Source organism: Crenothrix polyspora (assembly GCF_900163755.1).
Taxonomy (GTDB): domain Bacteria; phylum Pseudomonadota; class Gammaproteobacteria; order Methylococcales; family Methylomonadaceae; genus Crenothrix; species Crenothrix polyspora.
In genome coordinates this window covers 1-17,361 of sequence record NZ_FUKI01000156.1, presented here as the reverse complement: position 1 = coordinate 17,361, position 17,361 = coordinate 1, and the positions used below count along the sequence as shown (strand labels likewise).

The 17,361-nt window shown below is 43.3% G+C and carries 10 protein-coding genes; 1 reads left to right on the top strand and 9 read right to left on the bottom strand.

The window, feature by feature from the left end:
• Window positions 1–18: 18 nt before the first annotated feature.
• The 9 genes from CRENPOLYSF2_RS18895 to CRENPOLYSF2_RS15605 form a co-directional block, all read right to left on the bottom strand.
• Window positions 19–681: a hypothetical protein gene (locus tag CRENPOLYSF2_RS18895; protein ID WP_176371142.1), complete on the bottom strand. Its 663-nt coding sequence runs from the start codon at window positions 679–681 to the stop codon at window positions 19–21.
• Window positions 682–918: 237 nt separating this feature from the next.
• On the bottom strand, window positions 919–4,833 hold the full coding sequence (locus tag CRENPOLYSF2_RS15640; RefSeq protein ID WP_176371141.1) for a DUF748 domain-containing protein: 3,915 nt from the start codon (window positions 4,831–4,833) through the stop codon (window positions 919–921).
• A 92-nt stretch (window positions 4,834–4,925) separates the two neighbouring features.
• A complete protein-coding gene (locus CRENPOLYSF2_RS15635; protein ID WP_087144882.1) occupies window positions 4,926–6,215 on the bottom strand; it encodes an ammonium transporter in 1,290 nt (429 codons plus the stop codon).
• A 27-nt stretch (window positions 6,216–6,242) separates the two neighbouring features.
• Window positions 6,243–6,581, bottom strand: a complete 339-nt coding sequence (glnK, locus tag CRENPOLYSF2_RS15630; protein ID WP_087144881.1) for a P-II family nitrogen regulator — start codon at window positions 6,579–6,581, stop codon at window positions 6,243–6,245.
• A gap of 410 nt (window positions 6,582–6,991) precedes the next feature.
• Complete coding sequence (locus CRENPOLYSF2_RS15625; RefSeq protein ID WP_087144880.1) at window positions 6,992–7,213, bottom strand: SdrD B-like domain-containing protein; 222 nt, start codon at window positions 7,211–7,213, stop codon at window positions 6,992–6,994.
• 520 nt (window positions 7,214–7,733) lie between these two features.
• Window positions 7,734–8,375: an SPOR domain-containing protein gene (locus tag CRENPOLYSF2_RS15620; RefSeq protein ID WP_087144879.1), complete on the bottom strand. Its 642-nt coding sequence runs from the start codon at window positions 8,373–8,375 to the stop codon at window positions 7,734–7,736.
• A 5-nt stretch (window positions 8,376–8,380) separates the two neighbouring features.
• The gene (argS, locus tag CRENPOLYSF2_RS15615; RefSeq protein ID WP_087144878.1) at window positions 8,381–10,141 is read right to left on the bottom strand and encodes an arginine--tRNA ligase; all 1,761 of its coding nucleotides are present in this window, start codon (window positions 10,139–10,141) and stop codon (window positions 8,381–8,383) included.
• A 98-nt stretch (window positions 10,142–10,239) separates the two neighbouring features.
• A complete protein-coding gene (locus CRENPOLYSF2_RS15610) occupies window positions 10,240–12,480 on the bottom strand; it encodes a primosomal protein N' (RefSeq protein ID WP_087144877.1) in 2,241 nt (746 codons plus the stop codon).
• Between the two features lie 74 nt (window positions 12,481–12,554).
• On the bottom strand, window positions 12,555–13,949 hold the full coding sequence (locus CRENPOLYSF2_RS15605) for a L,D-transpeptidase family protein (RefSeq protein WP_245808024.1): 1,395 nt from the start codon (window positions 13,947–13,949) through the stop codon (window positions 12,555–12,557).
• Window positions 13,950–14,217: 268 nt separating this feature from the next.
• Between CRENPOLYSF2_RS15605 and CRENPOLYSF2_RS15600 the strand changes: the two genes are divergently transcribed.
• Window positions 14,218–16,605, top strand: coding sequence for a Lon protease family protein (locus CRENPOLYSF2_RS15600; protein WP_087144876.1), 2,388 nt, complete (start codon window positions 14,218–14,220; stop codon window positions 16,603–16,605).
• The last annotated feature ends 756 nt before the right edge of the window (window positions 16,606–17,361 follow it).

The window sequence follows — 17,361 nt, the reverse complement described above, 5'->3', positions numbered from 1 at the left end:
GCTGGTTAGGCAGTTATCTTAAACGCGATATTGATCCAGAGTTTCAAGCGTGGCTATTGCTGCTTTTATTTTTATTTCAACATCAGCATTTAGCTCATTATTTTTATAGATTTTTTTCAACAAACCTTCACTCACTAACGCTTCTTTTATCCAGCGTTTAGCAAAACGATAATTGTTATACACAATAACCACTTCGCCGGTTTTTGGATTTTTTATACCCGCAACTTTAGGCGTATTTTGCTCGATTGACTCTACTGATTCAGCCACAGATGCTTCAGCAGTTGGCGCTTCTTCAGCAACAGGAGTTTCTTCAACAACGGCTTCCACAGGCGCTTCTTCAGCAACAGGAGTTTCTTCAACAACGGCTTCCACAGGCGCTTCTTCAGCAGCAGGAGTTTCTTCAACAACGGCTTCCACAGGCGCTTCTTCAGCAACGGGAGTTTCTTCAGCAACGGCTTCCACAGGCGCTTCTTCAGCAGTCGCTTCTACAACAGCAACGGCTTCCGGTTCAGCTTCTACAGCTGGCTCAACTGCTACAGCTGATTGCTCTGTTACCGAAGCAGTTTCTTCGTTAACAGACTGCGGTTCTTCGGAAATATTAGTCGCTTTTGGTTCGTTAACAATCTGATAGACCACGTAAGAAACAAATACAGTAGTTATTACAAATAACCCTTCAATCATAACGGCTCTCCACCTCGTAAATTAATTTTTATTATTCATTTGCTTTGCAATAAGCTGGCGTTAGTTAGTCCGCAGGCTAATTGCTGCGGCTTGAATATACCAGAAGCTAACGATGGAGGTAAGCTTTAAATAACCAAAGACATCAGGGATTTACTAATCTCTTAATAATGATGCCAGTTCTTGCTTAAACCGACCACCCACTATCTTAGCAATTCATAATCAGCTTCGATAAAATGACTAATTGGTTTTTAACGATAACTGACTGGTAATGTCTTTTCCAGTACGCTCAGGATCGACCACGGTATCCAAAATAAAAATGCGCTCATTGGGTATACCGGCTTTTTGCACTAAATGTTTAGCGATAGCTCCGGCACGATCAGTGGCCAGATCGTTTAAGCGCTTAAGATCGGGAACTAAAGTTTCTGACATTTTCTTTTTAGCAAACGCATAAAAATCGCCTTCTTCATTACCAATCAGAATTGGTTTACCAAAAAGTGATTTTTTGGCCAGCTTTGGGTATTGCATAATAAACACATCGACCAGTAAACGATTATAATCATCGGCGGACAAATACACATATTCCGAACGAACTTTTTTATCGTTGTCTTTGTTGATCTCACCGGCTTTAAGCCGCTGTAGCTGTTCATGCAAGGCCTCATCACGTAGCACCGGCCAGTCTTGTTCCTGGAAAGCTGCACCTTTAACTTCAATATTTAAAGCAGGACGATCTTTCAAGGCTTTAGCGATGTCATCTAATTTTTGGATTTGTTCAGCGCTTAATACGCTCGCACCTGCGGTAAAATTAATCACACTTAAATCTGCGTCACTGTTTGCAAGCCCTGCGATAAATTTAAAAGGCGAAGTGATAATTTTAGTCAACACATTAAACAAAGCATCGCCGATAATACTACCAATGCTGAATTGTGGATCTTCCAAGCTACCGGTTAGCGGCACATCAATTTTTATTTTACCGTCAGAATCTTTTAATAAAGTAACAGCCAGCTCCAGTGGCAAAGACACTGCATCGGGATTCTCAACTTTTTCACCCAATTCCAGCTGATCGATCAAGATGCTATTGGAAGCCGTAAGTTGCTTTTTTTCAATCGCGTATTTTAGCCCCAGCGATAGCTTGCCTTTCTCCACTTTGTAACCGGCAAATTGCACCATATACGGTGATACCAGTGGCATCGGCATACCGTCAAAATTCATATCGATATCGAAATTACCCAAATACGGGCTGACCGAACCTTTGATTTTTACCGGCGACAATTCAAAGGTATTACCTACCAGCACAACGGTAATTTTCGAGTTTTGTTCCGATGAAATATCATTAGCTCCGCCATTTAGCTCTTTAATGGGGGCGAAAAACGGTATAAGTAAAGAAAGATCTGAGAAATCAGATGCGCCATCAATGATTTTTACTGTGTTCAATTTAAAATAGGTTTTTTTGCTGGCGGTGGTTGTAGCTTTTGCGGAAGATACTTTACTGTTACTGGCTGGTAAGGCTTTATCCTTGGGCACCATAATGTCATTAACATTAATGGTTTTGTCTTTTCTAATCGTTACCCTGGCATAAGGCTTGTTCATAATTAACGCGGCCGCAGTATAGCGATTAGCCAACACATCGGCATCAATATCATTAACGCTGACCTTATCCCATTTAACAAAATCTTTATTAAGTATCTGGTCACGCGTCACCAAATCGACGACACTGGTATTGCCTTTAAACTTAACATCCATGTCCTTGGTTTTTTTAGCCACCGCAAGCTTGCCATCAATATTCAAATTGCCCTGAATAATATCTAAGCGGGCAAACTTATCAAGATAAGGCTGGTATTTTTCCAAAGCAAGATTATTGACAGTAACTGCCAGCTGGGTAGCAAACGGATCTAACGTGGTAGTACCGGCAATCTTTAATAAACCCGATTTATTGATACCCACACTTAATTGTACAGGCAGCGCTGCGCCGGTTTTGGTGGTAAAATTTTTCATTTGTAAATCAATAGGCCTGGCTGTCATGGCAATAGGCTTTGCCAGAGTTCTGTCTTCAAAATCCAGGCCAAAATTAGTTAACGCCAGCTTGCTGACTTTAACTTTCCAAGCACTGTCTGCGGCTTTGTTACGTGTGACAACAGGCTTTGTTAGGTGGTGTGATGTTGATGGTTTGGGGGCTGAAAACAAGGCCTGGTAGTTAATAGTTTTATCGGCATTAAGCCAGGCTTTAAAGTCAGCATTTTTGGCGCTGACCGATGCTAATAGCAACTCTTTATTTTTAAGATTAACGTCTAAGCCATTAAAACCAAATGCATCAACTTTAGCCAATGTGGTGTTATGCTCAGTGTCGTCTAACTGCAACTTCTGCAAGTCAAACTTACCTTTACTGGCGACAAAACTGAGCGTATTATCTTTATTATCGGTTTTATAAGCGGTTTCCAAGGCCAGCTCTGGAATTTTAAGCATTATCGGCGCTAAATCCATACCAGATAGCTGAATATTGCCGCTGGATAACTTGGTGTTATGAGTGGTTATTTGCCAAATTTTGTCAGCAAGATTAAATTGCATATCAGTTTCGTGACTAAAACGCGGTATTTTTACCAGCATTTTGTTGTTACCACTGCGTTTAAAATCAATATTTTTTATATCTAATTTTGTTTTATTAGCATTTACCTGTAAACCTTTATCATTCTGGCTGACTTTAATATCGGTTTCATGACGCAAACTGGGTATTGTCAGCAGCATTTTATTGTCGCCATTGTCTTTAAAATCAAGATTACTAATATCTAGCGTGGTTTTATTGGCGCTAATCTGCAAATCTTGGCCGGTTTGATTAAATTGCATATCAGCTTGATGGCTAAGACTCGGAATCTCAATAAACTTACTGTTATCACCTTTTTGTTTAAAACTAAAATCACGCACATCCAAGCGGGTCTTATCGGTGCTGATCTGCAAAGCCTTATCGGTTTTATTGAGTTTAATATCCGCTTTATGAACAAGCAGCGGTATTTTAATGACGCTACCTGCTATGCCCTGCTGCTCAAAATATAGCTCGCGCACCTCAAGCTTGTCTTTACTGCTTGTAAACTGTAGTGTTTTATCGACAAAACTGAGCGCAATATTGGCCTCGTGGGTAATATCCAGTGTTTTTAACAATACCGGCTGCTTGGTTTTTTGCTCAAACTGAAAATCCTGAATGGCAACTTTAAATTTATCAGCCGTGAGCTTGAAACGATTTTTCGCTTGGTCAACAACAATGTCCGCCGCCAAAGTGAAGCTTGGAATCGCTATCGCGATTGGGCTGGGTTGTTGCTTAGTAAATGCCACGTCAATTAACGCAAGTTTGGCTTTACTCAACGATAACTTCAGGCCGTCTTTACTGTAATCCAGCGTATAATCCGCGCTAAAGCGTTCAGTACCGTGCAAATCAAACGCCGGTTTGTTCGGAGCAGCCAGCGCCAATAAGGTTGGCAGCTTGATGTTATCTAGGCTGATATGCCCGTGCGAGGTAATGGGGTTAACGCCGATCTTGCCTTTCCAGTCCAGTTTGCCACCCGACATTAATGCCAGCGTGATACCAAGCTTAGATTGCTTATCCGCGTTAGTGGTGAAATTATCAATGCTCAGATTGATGGGAGTCATCTTTTCTTGAACAGATTTATCCAGATGATAATCTTCCCAAAATAGCTTGCCATCAACAATGGCGATTTTGCTGATATTAATCGGAAATATTTTACCGTCAGATTTTTTTTTGTCCGGCTTGCCTTTGGACATGTTAGCAAAATTAAAATCGTCGTTTTTTAACCTGGCGACATGGACAAACGGCTGAGTTAATGTGACCTCCTCAATAGCCAAATATTTTAACGTGATGGACTGCCAGGCGTTAATTTTGGTGGTAAAACTCTTAAAACTCATAAACGCTGAGCCATTTTTTTCCTGCATTTTGAAATCTTGCAGACGGCAGCGCAAATTAAAAGGATTAAAAGCAATATTAGTAATAGCCGCTTTTCGGCCAGTTTGCTGGTAAATAATATCCGGCAGTTTGGCAATGAGAATGTTAGGCAGTACGACAAAACCCAATAATCCATACAGCGCAATTATCGCGATAATAACCGTGAAAATCTTGATGATTTTAGATGCTATGCTTGGTATTTTCATACTGTCTCGCCTCACCTTCGTCATTTAAATAAAAAAGGCAGCTCCCCCGTAGGAAAGCCGCCTTCTTGCCCACTGTCCCTGTGTAATTCGTATTATAAATCGAGATAGCCGGTTTCTTCATGCAATACCGTATCAAGGCCTTGCACTTCCTCATCCACCGTAACACGCAAGCCAATACATCTATCCAAGGCCTTTAAAATAATATAACTAAACACAGCGCTCCACACGATAGTAACAACAACAGCCAAGGCTTGCACGCCCACTTGGTGTGCCATGCTCACGCCGTCGGCCAAACCGATGCCCCCCAAACTGCCTACCGCAAATACACCAGTCAATAATGAGCCTGTAATACCGCCCACACCGTGTACCGGAAATACGTCTAGCGAATCATCAATGATCAATTTGCGTTTAACAAACTGTGTCGCGTAAAAACACACGATACCCGCAGTAACGCCAATAATTAATGCACCCACGGGGCCTACAAAACCCGATGCCGGTGTAATTGTGCCTAATCCTGCCACCATGCCAGTCACTATACCTAATACGCTGGGCTTACCGTAACGTAACCATTCAATAAACATCCAAGTTAATGCACCAGAAGCAGCGCCAATATGCGTAGCCAACATTGCCATACCCGCACGTCCGTCCGATGTTAACGCACTGCCGGCATTAAAACCAAACCAGCCCACCCACAGCATACCCGCACCGGTAACTACCATCGTCATATTATGTGGCGGCATAGCGGTAGTGGGGAAGCCTTTTCGTTTACCAATAACCAACGCCGACACTAAAGCCGCAACACCGGCATTAACATGGATAACAATACCACCCGCAAAATCCATTACGCCTAAATCAGCCAACCAGCCGCCGCCCCATACCCAATGGCACACCGGCAAATACACAATTATTAGCCACAACGCACTAAACCATAGCATGGCAGAAAATTTCATGCGCTCAGCAAATGCACCAACGATTAACGCGGGTGTAATAATCGCAAAGGTCATCTGAAACATAAAGAATACACTTTCAGGAATATCACCGGTTAATGCGCCCGTGGTAATCCCTGGCAAAAATACTTTTGACGCACCGCCAATAAACTTTTGTAAATCGCCGCCGTTAGCAAAAATAAAGCTATAGCCACCAGCCAGCCAAAGAATAGATACCAAACAAGTAATGGCAAAGCATTGCATCAGCACCGACAACACGTTTTTACTGCGTACCAAGCCGGCATAAAACAGCGATAAGCCAGGAATAGTCATGAACAACACAAGTGTTGTTGAGGTTAATATCCACGCAGTATTGGCTTGATTTAATTCAGCGGCAAATACAAATTGTGGTAGTAGTAGCAAGCTGAAAAACAGCTTAAGATTTCGTTTAGACATAATTATTATAGTTATTGTGTGGTAATGCTAAATAGCATCTTCGCCTGTTTCACCGGTTCTGATGCGAACAATTTGTTCCAAGTTTGTTACAAAGATTTTACCATCGCCAATTTTACCTGTGCTAGCGGCATTAACAATGGCTTCAATGGCCTTATCTAGCATGTCATCAGCAAGCGCAATTTCTAGCTTAACTTTGGGTAAAAAGTCGACCACATATTCCGCGCCTCGGTACAGCTCAGTGTGGCCTTTTTGCCGACCAAATCCTTTTACTTCGGTTGCGGTTATGCCTGCAATGCCAATCTCAGATAACGCCTCGCGCACATCATCCAGTTTGAATGGTTTGATGATTGCCGTGATTATCTTCATAATTTATCTCCCAGTGTGTGAACAAATGCCTGTTGGCAAGTTTGCAATAATACACTGTATTAATCAACAGGAAATTCGTGCTTATACTGCGATAATGTGGCATGCGCTATTAAATTGACGATTTTTTGCCTATTCGCGCACCGTGCTAAGCCTTAGAATGATGCCTGTTTGCCAGGTTAAAAATCACAGCTGAAAGGGATCATACGGATAATATGCCAAAAACACAGAATACGCAGGAGTTGAGTTAACAGCTTTAGCGTTAACCCAACAGGTTTGGATGCTATGTTGAGTTGCAAGAAGCATGCAGCCCAACCTAAACAGCTATTTTTAATCAGAAATAAAGGAGAGCCGTTTTTTAACGGTTATGTGGCCAATTTTTAAAATTGCCTTAAAAATGAGCGAACGGTAAGCTATACGACCATTAATAACTGATAAGTACCCGGAGCAACATCACAGGAATAATTACCATCACTGCCCGTTGGTACACTGCTTATAAATACCCCGGATTGTATATCGTACAAATTAACAGTCGAACTCGCCAAACCAGCCTTATTCGTATCCTGGAAGCCATCGTGATTAACATCATTCCACGCCGTATTGCTCAGTGTCGCTGTATTATTTGAACTAGCCATAGTCACACTCCTTAAAATCAAGAAAGAATCCACCGACAAGTTACCTATCCAAATTTGCTTTATACAAATGAATACATGCTATTTATTTTATGTAATATATTGATTACATAAATAATATTATCGTATGCGTAACTTACGCCTTCAGTATAAGTGGCTGATTTTTTTCAAGCAATAGGTATTTATACCTACTGTCTAGAGCATCATTGTCATTACATTAAAAACCACGGCGAGGAGTTGATCATACGGTTAATATGCCAAAAACACAGAATACGAGTAAATTTAGTTAACCGCTTACTGTTAATCTAACAGATTTGGATGTTAATGTCGGATTGAGAGGAGCATGCAGTCCACTTTACGCGACTGAATGGGAATACTGAAAATAGTGACCATTATGTTCAGTCAGCTTTATTTTGTCGGCTACTCAAAGATCTACAAGGTTTTTAAAACCTCGTAGATCTAAGGCTTATTTTTGTGTACCTATCAAATCAGGCATACGGTGTGTTTAATTCTGTCAATCGCTTTAATCCGAGCTCTCTACTTCAGTTACCACGGGCTTCATATCATTTTGCTTTAACCGCGCCATTACAGTATTAACACTGACCAGACGCGCATAAGGCCCAATTTTAACGCGATACCAATTAACATCGCCGACTTTGGCTTTATTAACTTTTGATTCTATGCCCATAGAAGCCAACTTGGTGCGTAATAAATCGGCTTCTTTCAGCACTTTAAAAGAACCTGCTTGAATCACGTAATGTGCTTCTTTTACTTTGCCGACTCGCTCTTCACGGGCGCGGGTTTTAATTTCGTGATCAGCGATCATCACTTCTTTTTTCGGCAAAATAGTGTAAAAATCAAACTGTGGCTGCGGTGGTTGCTTTTTAGCCTCAAGCTCGGCTGTTTCTTTGGCATCCTCTTCTTGTTTTTTAACCGCTTCTGGTTTAATGGCAGTAGTCATTGTTTTAGTGGCCAAAGACGCTGCGGGGTGCTTATCGCCTATGCTGCGTAAATACACTAAAAACACCGCAAACGCAATTACCAACGCAGTAACCAACATCCATTTTAGCGGCCCAATTTTAGAGCCGGATTTAGGCCGCTGCCGATACTGACTGGCAGTCGGTTTATTGTTGTTTTGTGCGCGGTGTTTGTAGTCTCTGGCCATTACATTTACATTGATTCAGGTGCGGTGATATTAATTAACCCTAAGCCATTAGACAATACTTGCTTGACCGCGCAAATCAAATTCAAACGCGCATCACGAATCTGTGCATCATCGACAAGAAATTGGTGGGCATTATAATAAGTGTGAAAAGCGGTTGCTAGCTCACGCAGATACTGTATTAATTGGTGGGGTTCATAGTGCAGCGCAGCGCGTTGTAGCACTTCAGGATAGCGCGCTAAAATGCCGATAAGATTAGTTTCATGCTCTTCTGTTAATGAGTGTAGATGATCCATGCCCAAAAGCAAGTTTCTTGCCCAGCCTTTTTCATCCAGTTGACGTAACACGCTACACACTCGCGCATAGGCATATTGCACATAAAACACCGGATTTTCGTTAGATTTTGACGTTGCCAAGTCTAAATCAAAGTCCATGTGCTGTTCTGAGCGGCGCATCACATAAAAAAACCGCGCGGCATCTTTGCCGACTTCATTGCGTAACTGCCGCAGAGTGACAAAATCACCAGAACGTGTCGACATCTGCACTTTTTCATCACCACGGTAAAGTGTGGCAAACTGCACTAGCAATACTTTTAATTTTGACTCATCCGCTCCCAAGGCGGTCATCGCGGCACGCACACGCGGTATGTAACCGTGGTGATCCGCACCCCAAATATTAATAATGCGGTCAAAACCACGATCCAACTTATTCATGTGATAGGCGATATCCGAAGCAAAATAAGTGCATTGGCCATTTTCACGTACCACGACACGGTCTTTTTCATCACCTAGTACACCAGATGCAAACCAAATTGCGCCATCTTTTTCATAAAGATGGCCACCACTGCGTAAACGATTTAGCGCCGTATCAACAGAACCATCTTCCATTAAATGCCGCTCTGAAAACCATTGCTGATAATCCACGCCAAACTCTTGTAAATCGTCCCGTATATCATCCAAAATAGTATTTAAGCCGATTTGAAAAAAATCACGGTACAAAACTTTGCCCAACAAGGTTTTAGTTCTGTTAATCAACGCATCAATATAAACTTCTTTATCGCCGCCATCCGGTTCATCCAGCGGTGTATTTTCCAATACCAGCTCAGCGGGTCTACGGTAATCATTACTGGCGCTTTGATGGATCGTGGCGGCAATATCGCGCACATAATCGCCACGATAGCCATTGCTGGGAAAAGGTAATATTTCGCCGCAGACTTCAAGATAGCGTAGCCAAATGCTGGTAGCCAAAATATCCATTTGCCGTCCGGCATCGTTAACATAATATTCACGATGCACATCAAAACCCACAGCGGCCAATAAATCAGCGACTACAGAACCGTAAGCGGCACCGCGCCCGTGCCCCACATGCAAAGGCCCTGTCGGGTTAGCAGAAACAAATTCGACCTGCACTTTTTTACCGGCACCAAGCTTGCTTAAACCAAATTGTGCCCCCTCATTGAGTATGCGCTTGATAATGTCGTACTGGGCATTACGATCAACAAAAAAGTTGATAAAGCCAGGCCCTGCAATCTCCACCTTGATAACGCTGGCATCTTGGGGCAGTGCGGCAATAATGTGTTCAGCTAAGGTTCTCGGATTGGTTTTTGCCTGCTTGGCCAGCATCATGGCAACGTTGGTGGTAAAGTCGCCATGACTGTTATCACGGGTGCGCTCCACCACAATATGTGGCGTAATCGTGTGATCGATAAGGTCGCTGCTTTTAAGCGACTCAAAAGCGTGGTGAACAAGTGCCTCTATTTTTTGCATCATTGATTTACGGTAGGTGGCTCATATATAAAGATAGTCGCACATTATCCAATATAATAGGGTGTATATCTATGGGCATGGCTAATTAGCGCGATGGGTGTTTAAAACAAGTCAACGGGATCAACATCCAGCGACCAAGACACACTAAAACTGCGATTAATTTTGTAGATTTCTGGCAGTAATCGATCAATAAATTGATGTAATACTTGTCTTTTTTGGTTCTGAAACAGTAATTGGTAGCGGTAAAGTCCGGCACGCCTTGCCATCGGTGCGGGCACGGGACCTAAAATATCGGTGTGCAGCTCACAGGTTGAATGCTGGCTGTTATGGGCTAAATTAAGTACCGTGTGCAAAAACTGCTTGGCCAGATCCTCATTATTCGCCTGTACACGTAACAAGATGTGATAACTGAATGGCGGCAACAAAGCTTCTTGGCGTTCGCTAAGTGCAATAGTGGCAAAAGCTTTGTAACCGCGCTTAATCAAGGTCAGCAACAACGGGTGTTCGGGCTGGCGGGTTTGCAAAATAACTTTGCCAGGTTTTTGCTCACGGCCGGCACGCCCCGACACCTGTACAATCAATTGTGCCAAACGTTCGGCAGCATGAAAATCGATGCTGAACAAACCGCTATCGACATCCAGCATGACCACCAAGGTTACTTGGCTAAAGTGATGCCCTTTGGCAAGCATTTGTGTGCCCAGAATAATATCGGCATGGCCGTCATTAATTTGTGCCAAATAGCGTTCCAAACTGCCTTTATGCTTGGTGGAATCACGGTCAAGGCGCACAATGACTTTATCGGCAAACAAACTGGTTAAAACGTTTTCCACACGCTCTGTGCCCAAACCCAAAGGCATTAACTGACCAGTTATACAGGCGGGACAGCTTTCAAGTAGCTGATGTTCATAAGCACAATGATGACAACGCAATCGCCGCTCATGGGCATGGATAACCATATTGGCATCGCATTGCGAGCAACGCATCACCCAGCCGCAACCGTGACATATCAACGTTGGCGCAAAGCCACGCCGATTTAAAAACAATAACACTTGTTCATTTTTGGCCAGCGTGTCTTTGATTTCAGCAATCAGCATGGCACTCAAGCCTTCTTGCATTTTTTTGTTGCGGATATCCAATAACTGAAAAGTTGGCGGCGTGGCATTACCGGCACGCAAAGGCAGGTGTAATAACTGGTAGCGGCCTTGATTAACATTATGAAAACTTTCTAACGACGGTGTTGCCGAGCCTAATAGCACAGGTATACCTAGCATTTTGCCGCGCACCACAGCGACATCACGCGCGGAAAATCGACAGCCTTCCTGCTGCTTAAACGAGGCATCATGCTCTTCGTCCAGGATAATCAGACCAGGATTTTTAAGCGGCGTAAACAACGCCGAACGAGTGCCGAGCATGATAGAACACATGCCTTGCTGCATTTTTAACCACGCGATATTACGCTGCTTGTCGGTTAATTTAGAATGCGTCACAGCAATATCGACAGAAAAACGCTGTCGAAAACGGGCTTCCAGCTGTGGAGTAAGAGTGATCTCTGGCACTAATACCAACACCTGTTGCTGCTGTTGCAACACCGTGTGAATAATTTGCAAATACACTTCGGTTTTACCACTGCCGGTAACACCTTCCAGTAAAAATACCCCAAACTGCCCTAAGCTATCGCAGACTTTGTCAATCGCAGCGTGTTGCTGAGGGTTGCTGATTAACGCTTCGTTACGCATTAAAGCGTCAGCGGGTAACGCCTCAATGCTAGGTATGGCAACTTCCAGCAAAGATTTCTCCAGCAAGGGCTTTAATGCGCTACGCCACTTTTCATCCCCGTTGGAAAGCGCTGCGGCAGATAAATAACAAGCATGCTTTTGGAACTTTTCCAGCAGTGCTTTTTGCTTGGGGGCGCGTTTTAATTGCTCACTGTCTGTGGCCATGCCAAGCGCCGTTAACGCATAACATTCTTCAACGGGCAGTGCAGCCACTTTGCCTTGTCGTAATAAAGCTGGCAGCGCAGTAGTGTAGACATCACCTAAAGGATGGTGGTAGTAACGACTGACCCACTGCAATAAACGAACATCGTGTGCTGACAGCAAAGGCTGCGCGTCTAAAATCGCTATAATTGGCTTGAGTTTGTGGCTATCAATGTTGCTGTGGCTAACGCATTCGATAAGAAACGCCACTTTTTGACCGCGACCAAAAGGCACTAAGACGCGCATTCCTGGCTTAAAATCAGTGTGAAAACTGTTTTCTGGGGCAAAATAATCAAACAGACAGTGTAGGCGAATCGGTACAGCCACCCGTAGAATGTTGTAGCGCGTGTTGCAAGCTTGCGTCATGATAAGAGGGTGTCGATTACTTGCCAGGCGACCATTAAGTAAGACGTTACCCTCTTAACTTAATGGCGGTGTGATTAAGGATTGCTAGACATTAACACCGGCGCTATCGGCTTAACGTCAATTTCAAATTCATAGCGAATACGCTTGGCAAAAGCGTTGGCTTGTTTTTTATCGCTAAAAGGCCCGGCAATCACTTCATAGTCAGCGCCTTTTTGTATTTTGCGGGCAGGAATACTGGGGCCTTGATGATTGAGCATAGCCACCATACGCTGGGCGGCGGTTTCGTCTTTAAAAGTATCCACCAGAATAGACCAATCATTGGCTTTTAACGGTGCAACAACAGGTTGCCCATACAAAGTGCCTGGGTGGTTCACAGCGGTGGCGCTGCGTGTTAACGTATTTATATCGGGGCTACCCACTAAAACCGGTGTCGGAATACCGTCGGCACGCTTTAATGCTTGCTTAACCTTATCCCAATCAACTTTGGCGTGATGCTGTTTAGCCATCTTTTTTAGCGTGCCTAAAAATTCCTTCTGCTTCCTGTTTTTATTGCCCGCCGCTTGCGCGACCGGATCGTGGGCTTCCATGTACAAACTGTTGTCATGCCAGGCTGCCAGATACGGTTGATGCACGATATGAACTTGTGTACCCACGGCAACATCCTCAAACAACACCTCAATATCTTCAGGGTACATTTGAATGCAGCCATGACTCACTTGCATACCAATACCATAAGGCTTGTTAGTACCGTGAATTAAATAGCGTGGCAGTGCCAAGCGCATCGCATAATAACCAAGGGGATTATTGGGGCCAGAGCGCACCACATGCGGCAAAATATCACCTTTTTGTGCATGCTCACGGTAAATAGAGTCAGGGACATGCCATTCTGGATTGGCGGTTTTAACAGCAACACGCGTTAAACCCATTGGCGTACCCCAGCCTTCGCGGCCAATGCTCACCGGATAGGTAGTGACACTGTTTTGTTTTTTGGGATAATAAAACAAACGCATAGTAGCCAAGTTAAGCACGATGCCTTTGTGCTGGGCTTCCGGCAAAATAAATTGTACGGGCAACACTACCTGACTGCCAGCTTTGGGTGTCCACGGCGCAATGCTGGGGTTGGCAATGCTGATGTCGGTATAGCCTAAGCCAAAATGGCGGGCAATATCGGATAAAGCATCGCCTTCGCGGCTGTTAACGGTAGCTAAATTACCCACCATAGCCTGTTTGGGGGATAAGGGGTATTCGTGTTGAGCGACAACCGGCGTTTCTATCGGTAAGTTTGTATTTACGGCACGTTGTTGCGCAGGAAAAAGGCCATTGAATGTCTGGCAGCCACTGAGCAGCCCTGCTGAAATCAATAATAAAATGGGTAAATGACGTTGATTACACTGTAGCATCTTGGTTTTGGTATGACTAAAAATAGGGGGATGGATTACATGGCTTAATTTTACGCATATTGAACGCATAAAAGATTAAGCCAGCATTAAAACCGCTAATTTCTTCGGGTTACGCGGCATAACACGGTATAAGGATATTCCACGAAAGAATATACGCGTGTGTCCGCGAAAGGCACGAAAAACACGGAAAATGGTTTTATATTTCGCGCCTTTCGTGTTTTTTGTGGACAATCCTTTTGGTAAGTTCATTATTAAAAATCACTTAACTACCCAGCAGATATTCAATTTTAAATGATAGAATTACCGATAGTTTGTTATTTCACATCACACGGTCTACATGTCCAACACCTTAAAACTTCCGCTTGAAGCGCTGAAACTACACATCGATTTAAGTAGTTTTGAATTCCCTGATGCCCTGCTGCGGCACAGCAATATTTTAGGACAACCCAGAGCACAGGCGGCGCTTGAGTTTGGCATTGCCATGACCAGCCCTGGTTACAATATTTTTGTGATGGGGGATCCAGGTTTAGGCCGTTTGACAATGGTCACCGATCATTTGGATGTTATCGCACCAACGTTACCATCGCCACCCACTTATGCCTATGTGGATAACTTTTCTAATGCCAGAGAGCCATTAGCGATTGAATTACCCGCTGAACATGGCCAGCAATTTAGCAAAGATATAGAAAAACTAATAGATGATTTATTGGCCACTTTCCCTGCGGCATTTGAAAGCCCCGCCTATCAGCAAAAGAAAAATGCCTTAGAGCGCCAGTTCAGTCAAGATTATAACGGTGCCATTGATAAGGTTGAAAAAAAAGCACACGCCATTCATATCGCGTTGTTTCGAGAAAGCGAGAACATTACGTTTGCACCCATTAAAAACAAAAAAACCTTAGACGAAGCGCAATTTACCCAATTACCACAAACCGAACGCGAGCTGTTTCATAAACAGGTTGAAGAGCTGGAAGATTATTTAAGCGAAGTATTGCTGGAGCTGCCACAATGGCGACGCGGCATGGTAGAAAAACTCAAACAACTGGATAATGATACGATCAGCTTGGCCGTAGAGCCACTGCTAGCAGAGTTACATGATAAATATGAAGCTGTTGAAGATGTCATTAGCTATTTATCAGAACTGAAAAAAGATTTAGAAACCACGATAGCCGATTACTTAATGCCCGGCAAAGCCTTAGATGCCAGCGATATTCGATCAAAAAAACTACTGCTTAACGAACAATATGCGCCCAATATTTTAATTGATAACAAGCAAGAAACTGGCGCACCGATTATCCACGAACCACATCCAACGTACCAAAATCTATTTGGTCGCATTGAATACGTCAATGATCAAGGCTCGTTGCTCACCAGCTACCGTAAAATTTGCGCAGGCTCCTTGCACAAAGCCAACGGAGGCTATTTAATTCTGGATGCTGAAAAATTACTGACCTATCCGTTCGTTTGGGAAGGGCTTAAACGCGCCCTGCAGTCGGGGCGCATTGAGATTGATACCCCGTATTCTGAGCTGGGTATTAATACAGTGACCCTCAAACCAGAAGTGATTCCACTGAACGTAAAAATCATTCTGGTAGGCTCGCCGGACATGTATTATCTGTTAGAGGAAATGGACAGCGAATTTAACGAGATGTTCCGTATTTTGGTTGATTTTGATTATGCCATACCGCGTAACGATGAATCGATGCACCGCTTTATCACCCTCATGATAAAACAGGCGCACGATGCTAACGGCAAAACCTTAACCCGCCGTGCGATTGAAAGCTTGATTGAGCACAGTTGCCGATTAACCGAAGATCAACATCATTTTTCAGCGCGTATCAACGACACCTTGCAAATTATTGGCGAAGCCAATGTATTTTGTAACAAAGACAAAGCCAGCGAGATAGACAGAAGCCATATTGAACAAGCCCTGGCGGCCAGAGAATACCGTAATGGCCGATTGCCACAAACGATACTCGAAGACATGCTGGATGGCACGATTCTAATTGATACAGATGGCGAGGCAATAGGCAAAATTAATGGCTTAACCGTACTGGAAATTGGTGGTAGCAGTTTTGGCGCACCGGCACGTATTACCACCACGGTTTACCCAGGCTCCAGAGGTATCGTTGATATTGAACGCGAAGCGGAGTTAGGTCAGGCTATTCATTCTAAAGGCGTAATGATTTTGACCGGATACTTAGGCCATTGTTATGCACAGCAATTTCCGCTTGCCATCTCTGCCAGCATTGCCGTAGAGCAATCTTACGGCTTTATTGATGGTGATAGCGCCTCATTAGCTGAGTTGTGCTGTCTTATTTCAGCACTTACCCGTACGCCTATTGATCAGGGCTTTGCAGTAACAGGCTCGGTTAATCAGTACGGTGAAGTGCAGGCTATTGGCGGCGTTAATGAAAAAATAGAAGGTTTTTTCCGTTTGTGCCAGGCGAGAGGGCTTACTGGGCATCATGCGGTAATTATTCCGGCCGCTAATAAACGTAACCTCATGTTAAAACAGGAAGTGATTGACGCGGTTGCCCAAGGCTTATTTGCTGTTTATGCGGTTACCCGTGTCAATGAAACCTTGGAATTATTAACCGGCTATTTGGCGGGAGAACTGGATAATAATGGCTTTTATACTGAAAACAGCATTAACTTTAAAGCCATTGCTCGTTTAAAAGAAATTTCGGAATTAGTTTCGGATGACGATAAAGAAGAAGGCGGCTAACAACAGATGTAGGGAAAAATTTGCTTGCCAGGTGCGGATAAATCCGCACCTACACCAAAATTTACACGCATTGCATGTAATCTGGCCGCCATTTTTTCTTTACTACCATTAATTTAATGGAATTTAATAACCCGTAACACCACGATTTATCTAAGTTATTTTATCTATACTTCTTTGCGTGTAATTATTAGCGTACACTGGCAGCATCCGCTATCCAATAAAAACCTCAATAGTCGTCATATCGTGGGCTATTAACTTTATAAGCAAAATATTCACTCCTCTCTTTGAATAAAGAAGGGTTGAGGTGCGAGACCCCCATCCTAAGCCTCACTGGTCATTAAGTTAATGAGTTTATACTTATTATCAATAGGATGAATTCAGATTGGAATAACATAAAAAGTTCAATATTCACAGGTGTATCGAAGCCCTGATGCGGGGCTACGCTTTGCTCGGCCTAGCATCAGGCATAAAATTTTGTTTTTAAAAACACCTGAGTAAGTTTTTTCTTATCGTGTATTAAAATTTTATATCATCTTAAATAATCGTTTTTAGCAATACTCACAGTAACTGACCTAACTACTGACAGGATTCAATCGAATGTTGTATGAGAATCAATCATGAATGCTTTTCTAAAGCTATCCAGAAATTGGTTTTCTACGCTATTAGTTGGTATTTTAGGCGCAGTTTTTTGCCAAACTAGTACTCAGTCACTCTTTAAATGTCGAATAACAGCCCCCATAAACAAGTTTCACGTAA

Excerpts from the sequence above, each read along its gene's own strand:
- CRENPOLYSF2_RS15640 (WP_176371141.1), bottom strand. The coding sequence starts at position 4,833 with ATGAAAATACCAAGCATAGCATCTAAAATCATCAAGATTTTCACGGTT.
- CRENPOLYSF2_RS15620 (WP_087144879.1), bottom strand. The coding sequence starts at position 8,375 with ATGGCCAGAGACTACAAACACCGCGCACAAAACAACAATAAACCGACT.
- CRENPOLYSF2_RS15625 (WP_087144880.1), bottom strand. The coding sequence starts at position 7,213 with ATGGCTAGTTCAAATAATACAGCGACACTGAGCAATACGGCGTGGAAT.
- CRENPOLYSF2_RS15605 (WP_245808024.1), bottom strand. The coding sequence starts at position 13,949 with ATGCGTTCAATATGCGTAAAATTAAGCCATGTAATCCATCCCCCTATT.
- CRENPOLYSF2_RS15635 (WP_087144882.1), bottom strand. The coding sequence starts at position 6,215 with ATGTCTAAACGAAATCTTAAGCTGTTTTTCAGCTTGCTACTACTACCA.
- CRENPOLYSF2_RS18895 (WP_176371142.1), bottom strand. The coding sequence starts at position 681 with ATGATTGAAGGGTTATTTGTAATAACTACTGTATTTGTTTCTTACGTG.
- glnK (WP_087144881.1), bottom strand. The coding sequence starts at position 6,581 with ATGAAGATAATCACGGCAATCATCAAACCATTCAAACTGGATGATGTG.
- CRENPOLYSF2_RS15610 (WP_087144877.1), bottom strand. The coding sequence starts at position 12,480 with ATGACGCAAGCTTGCAACACGCGCTACAACATTCTACGGGTGGCTGTA.
- CRENPOLYSF2_RS15600 (WP_087144876.1), top strand. The coding sequence starts at position 14,218 with ATGTCCAACACCTTAAAACTTCCGCTTGAAGCGCTGAAACTACACATC.
- argS (WP_087144878.1), bottom strand. The coding sequence starts at position 10,141 with ATGATGCAAAAAATAGAGGCACTTGTTCACCACGCTTTTGAGTCGCTT.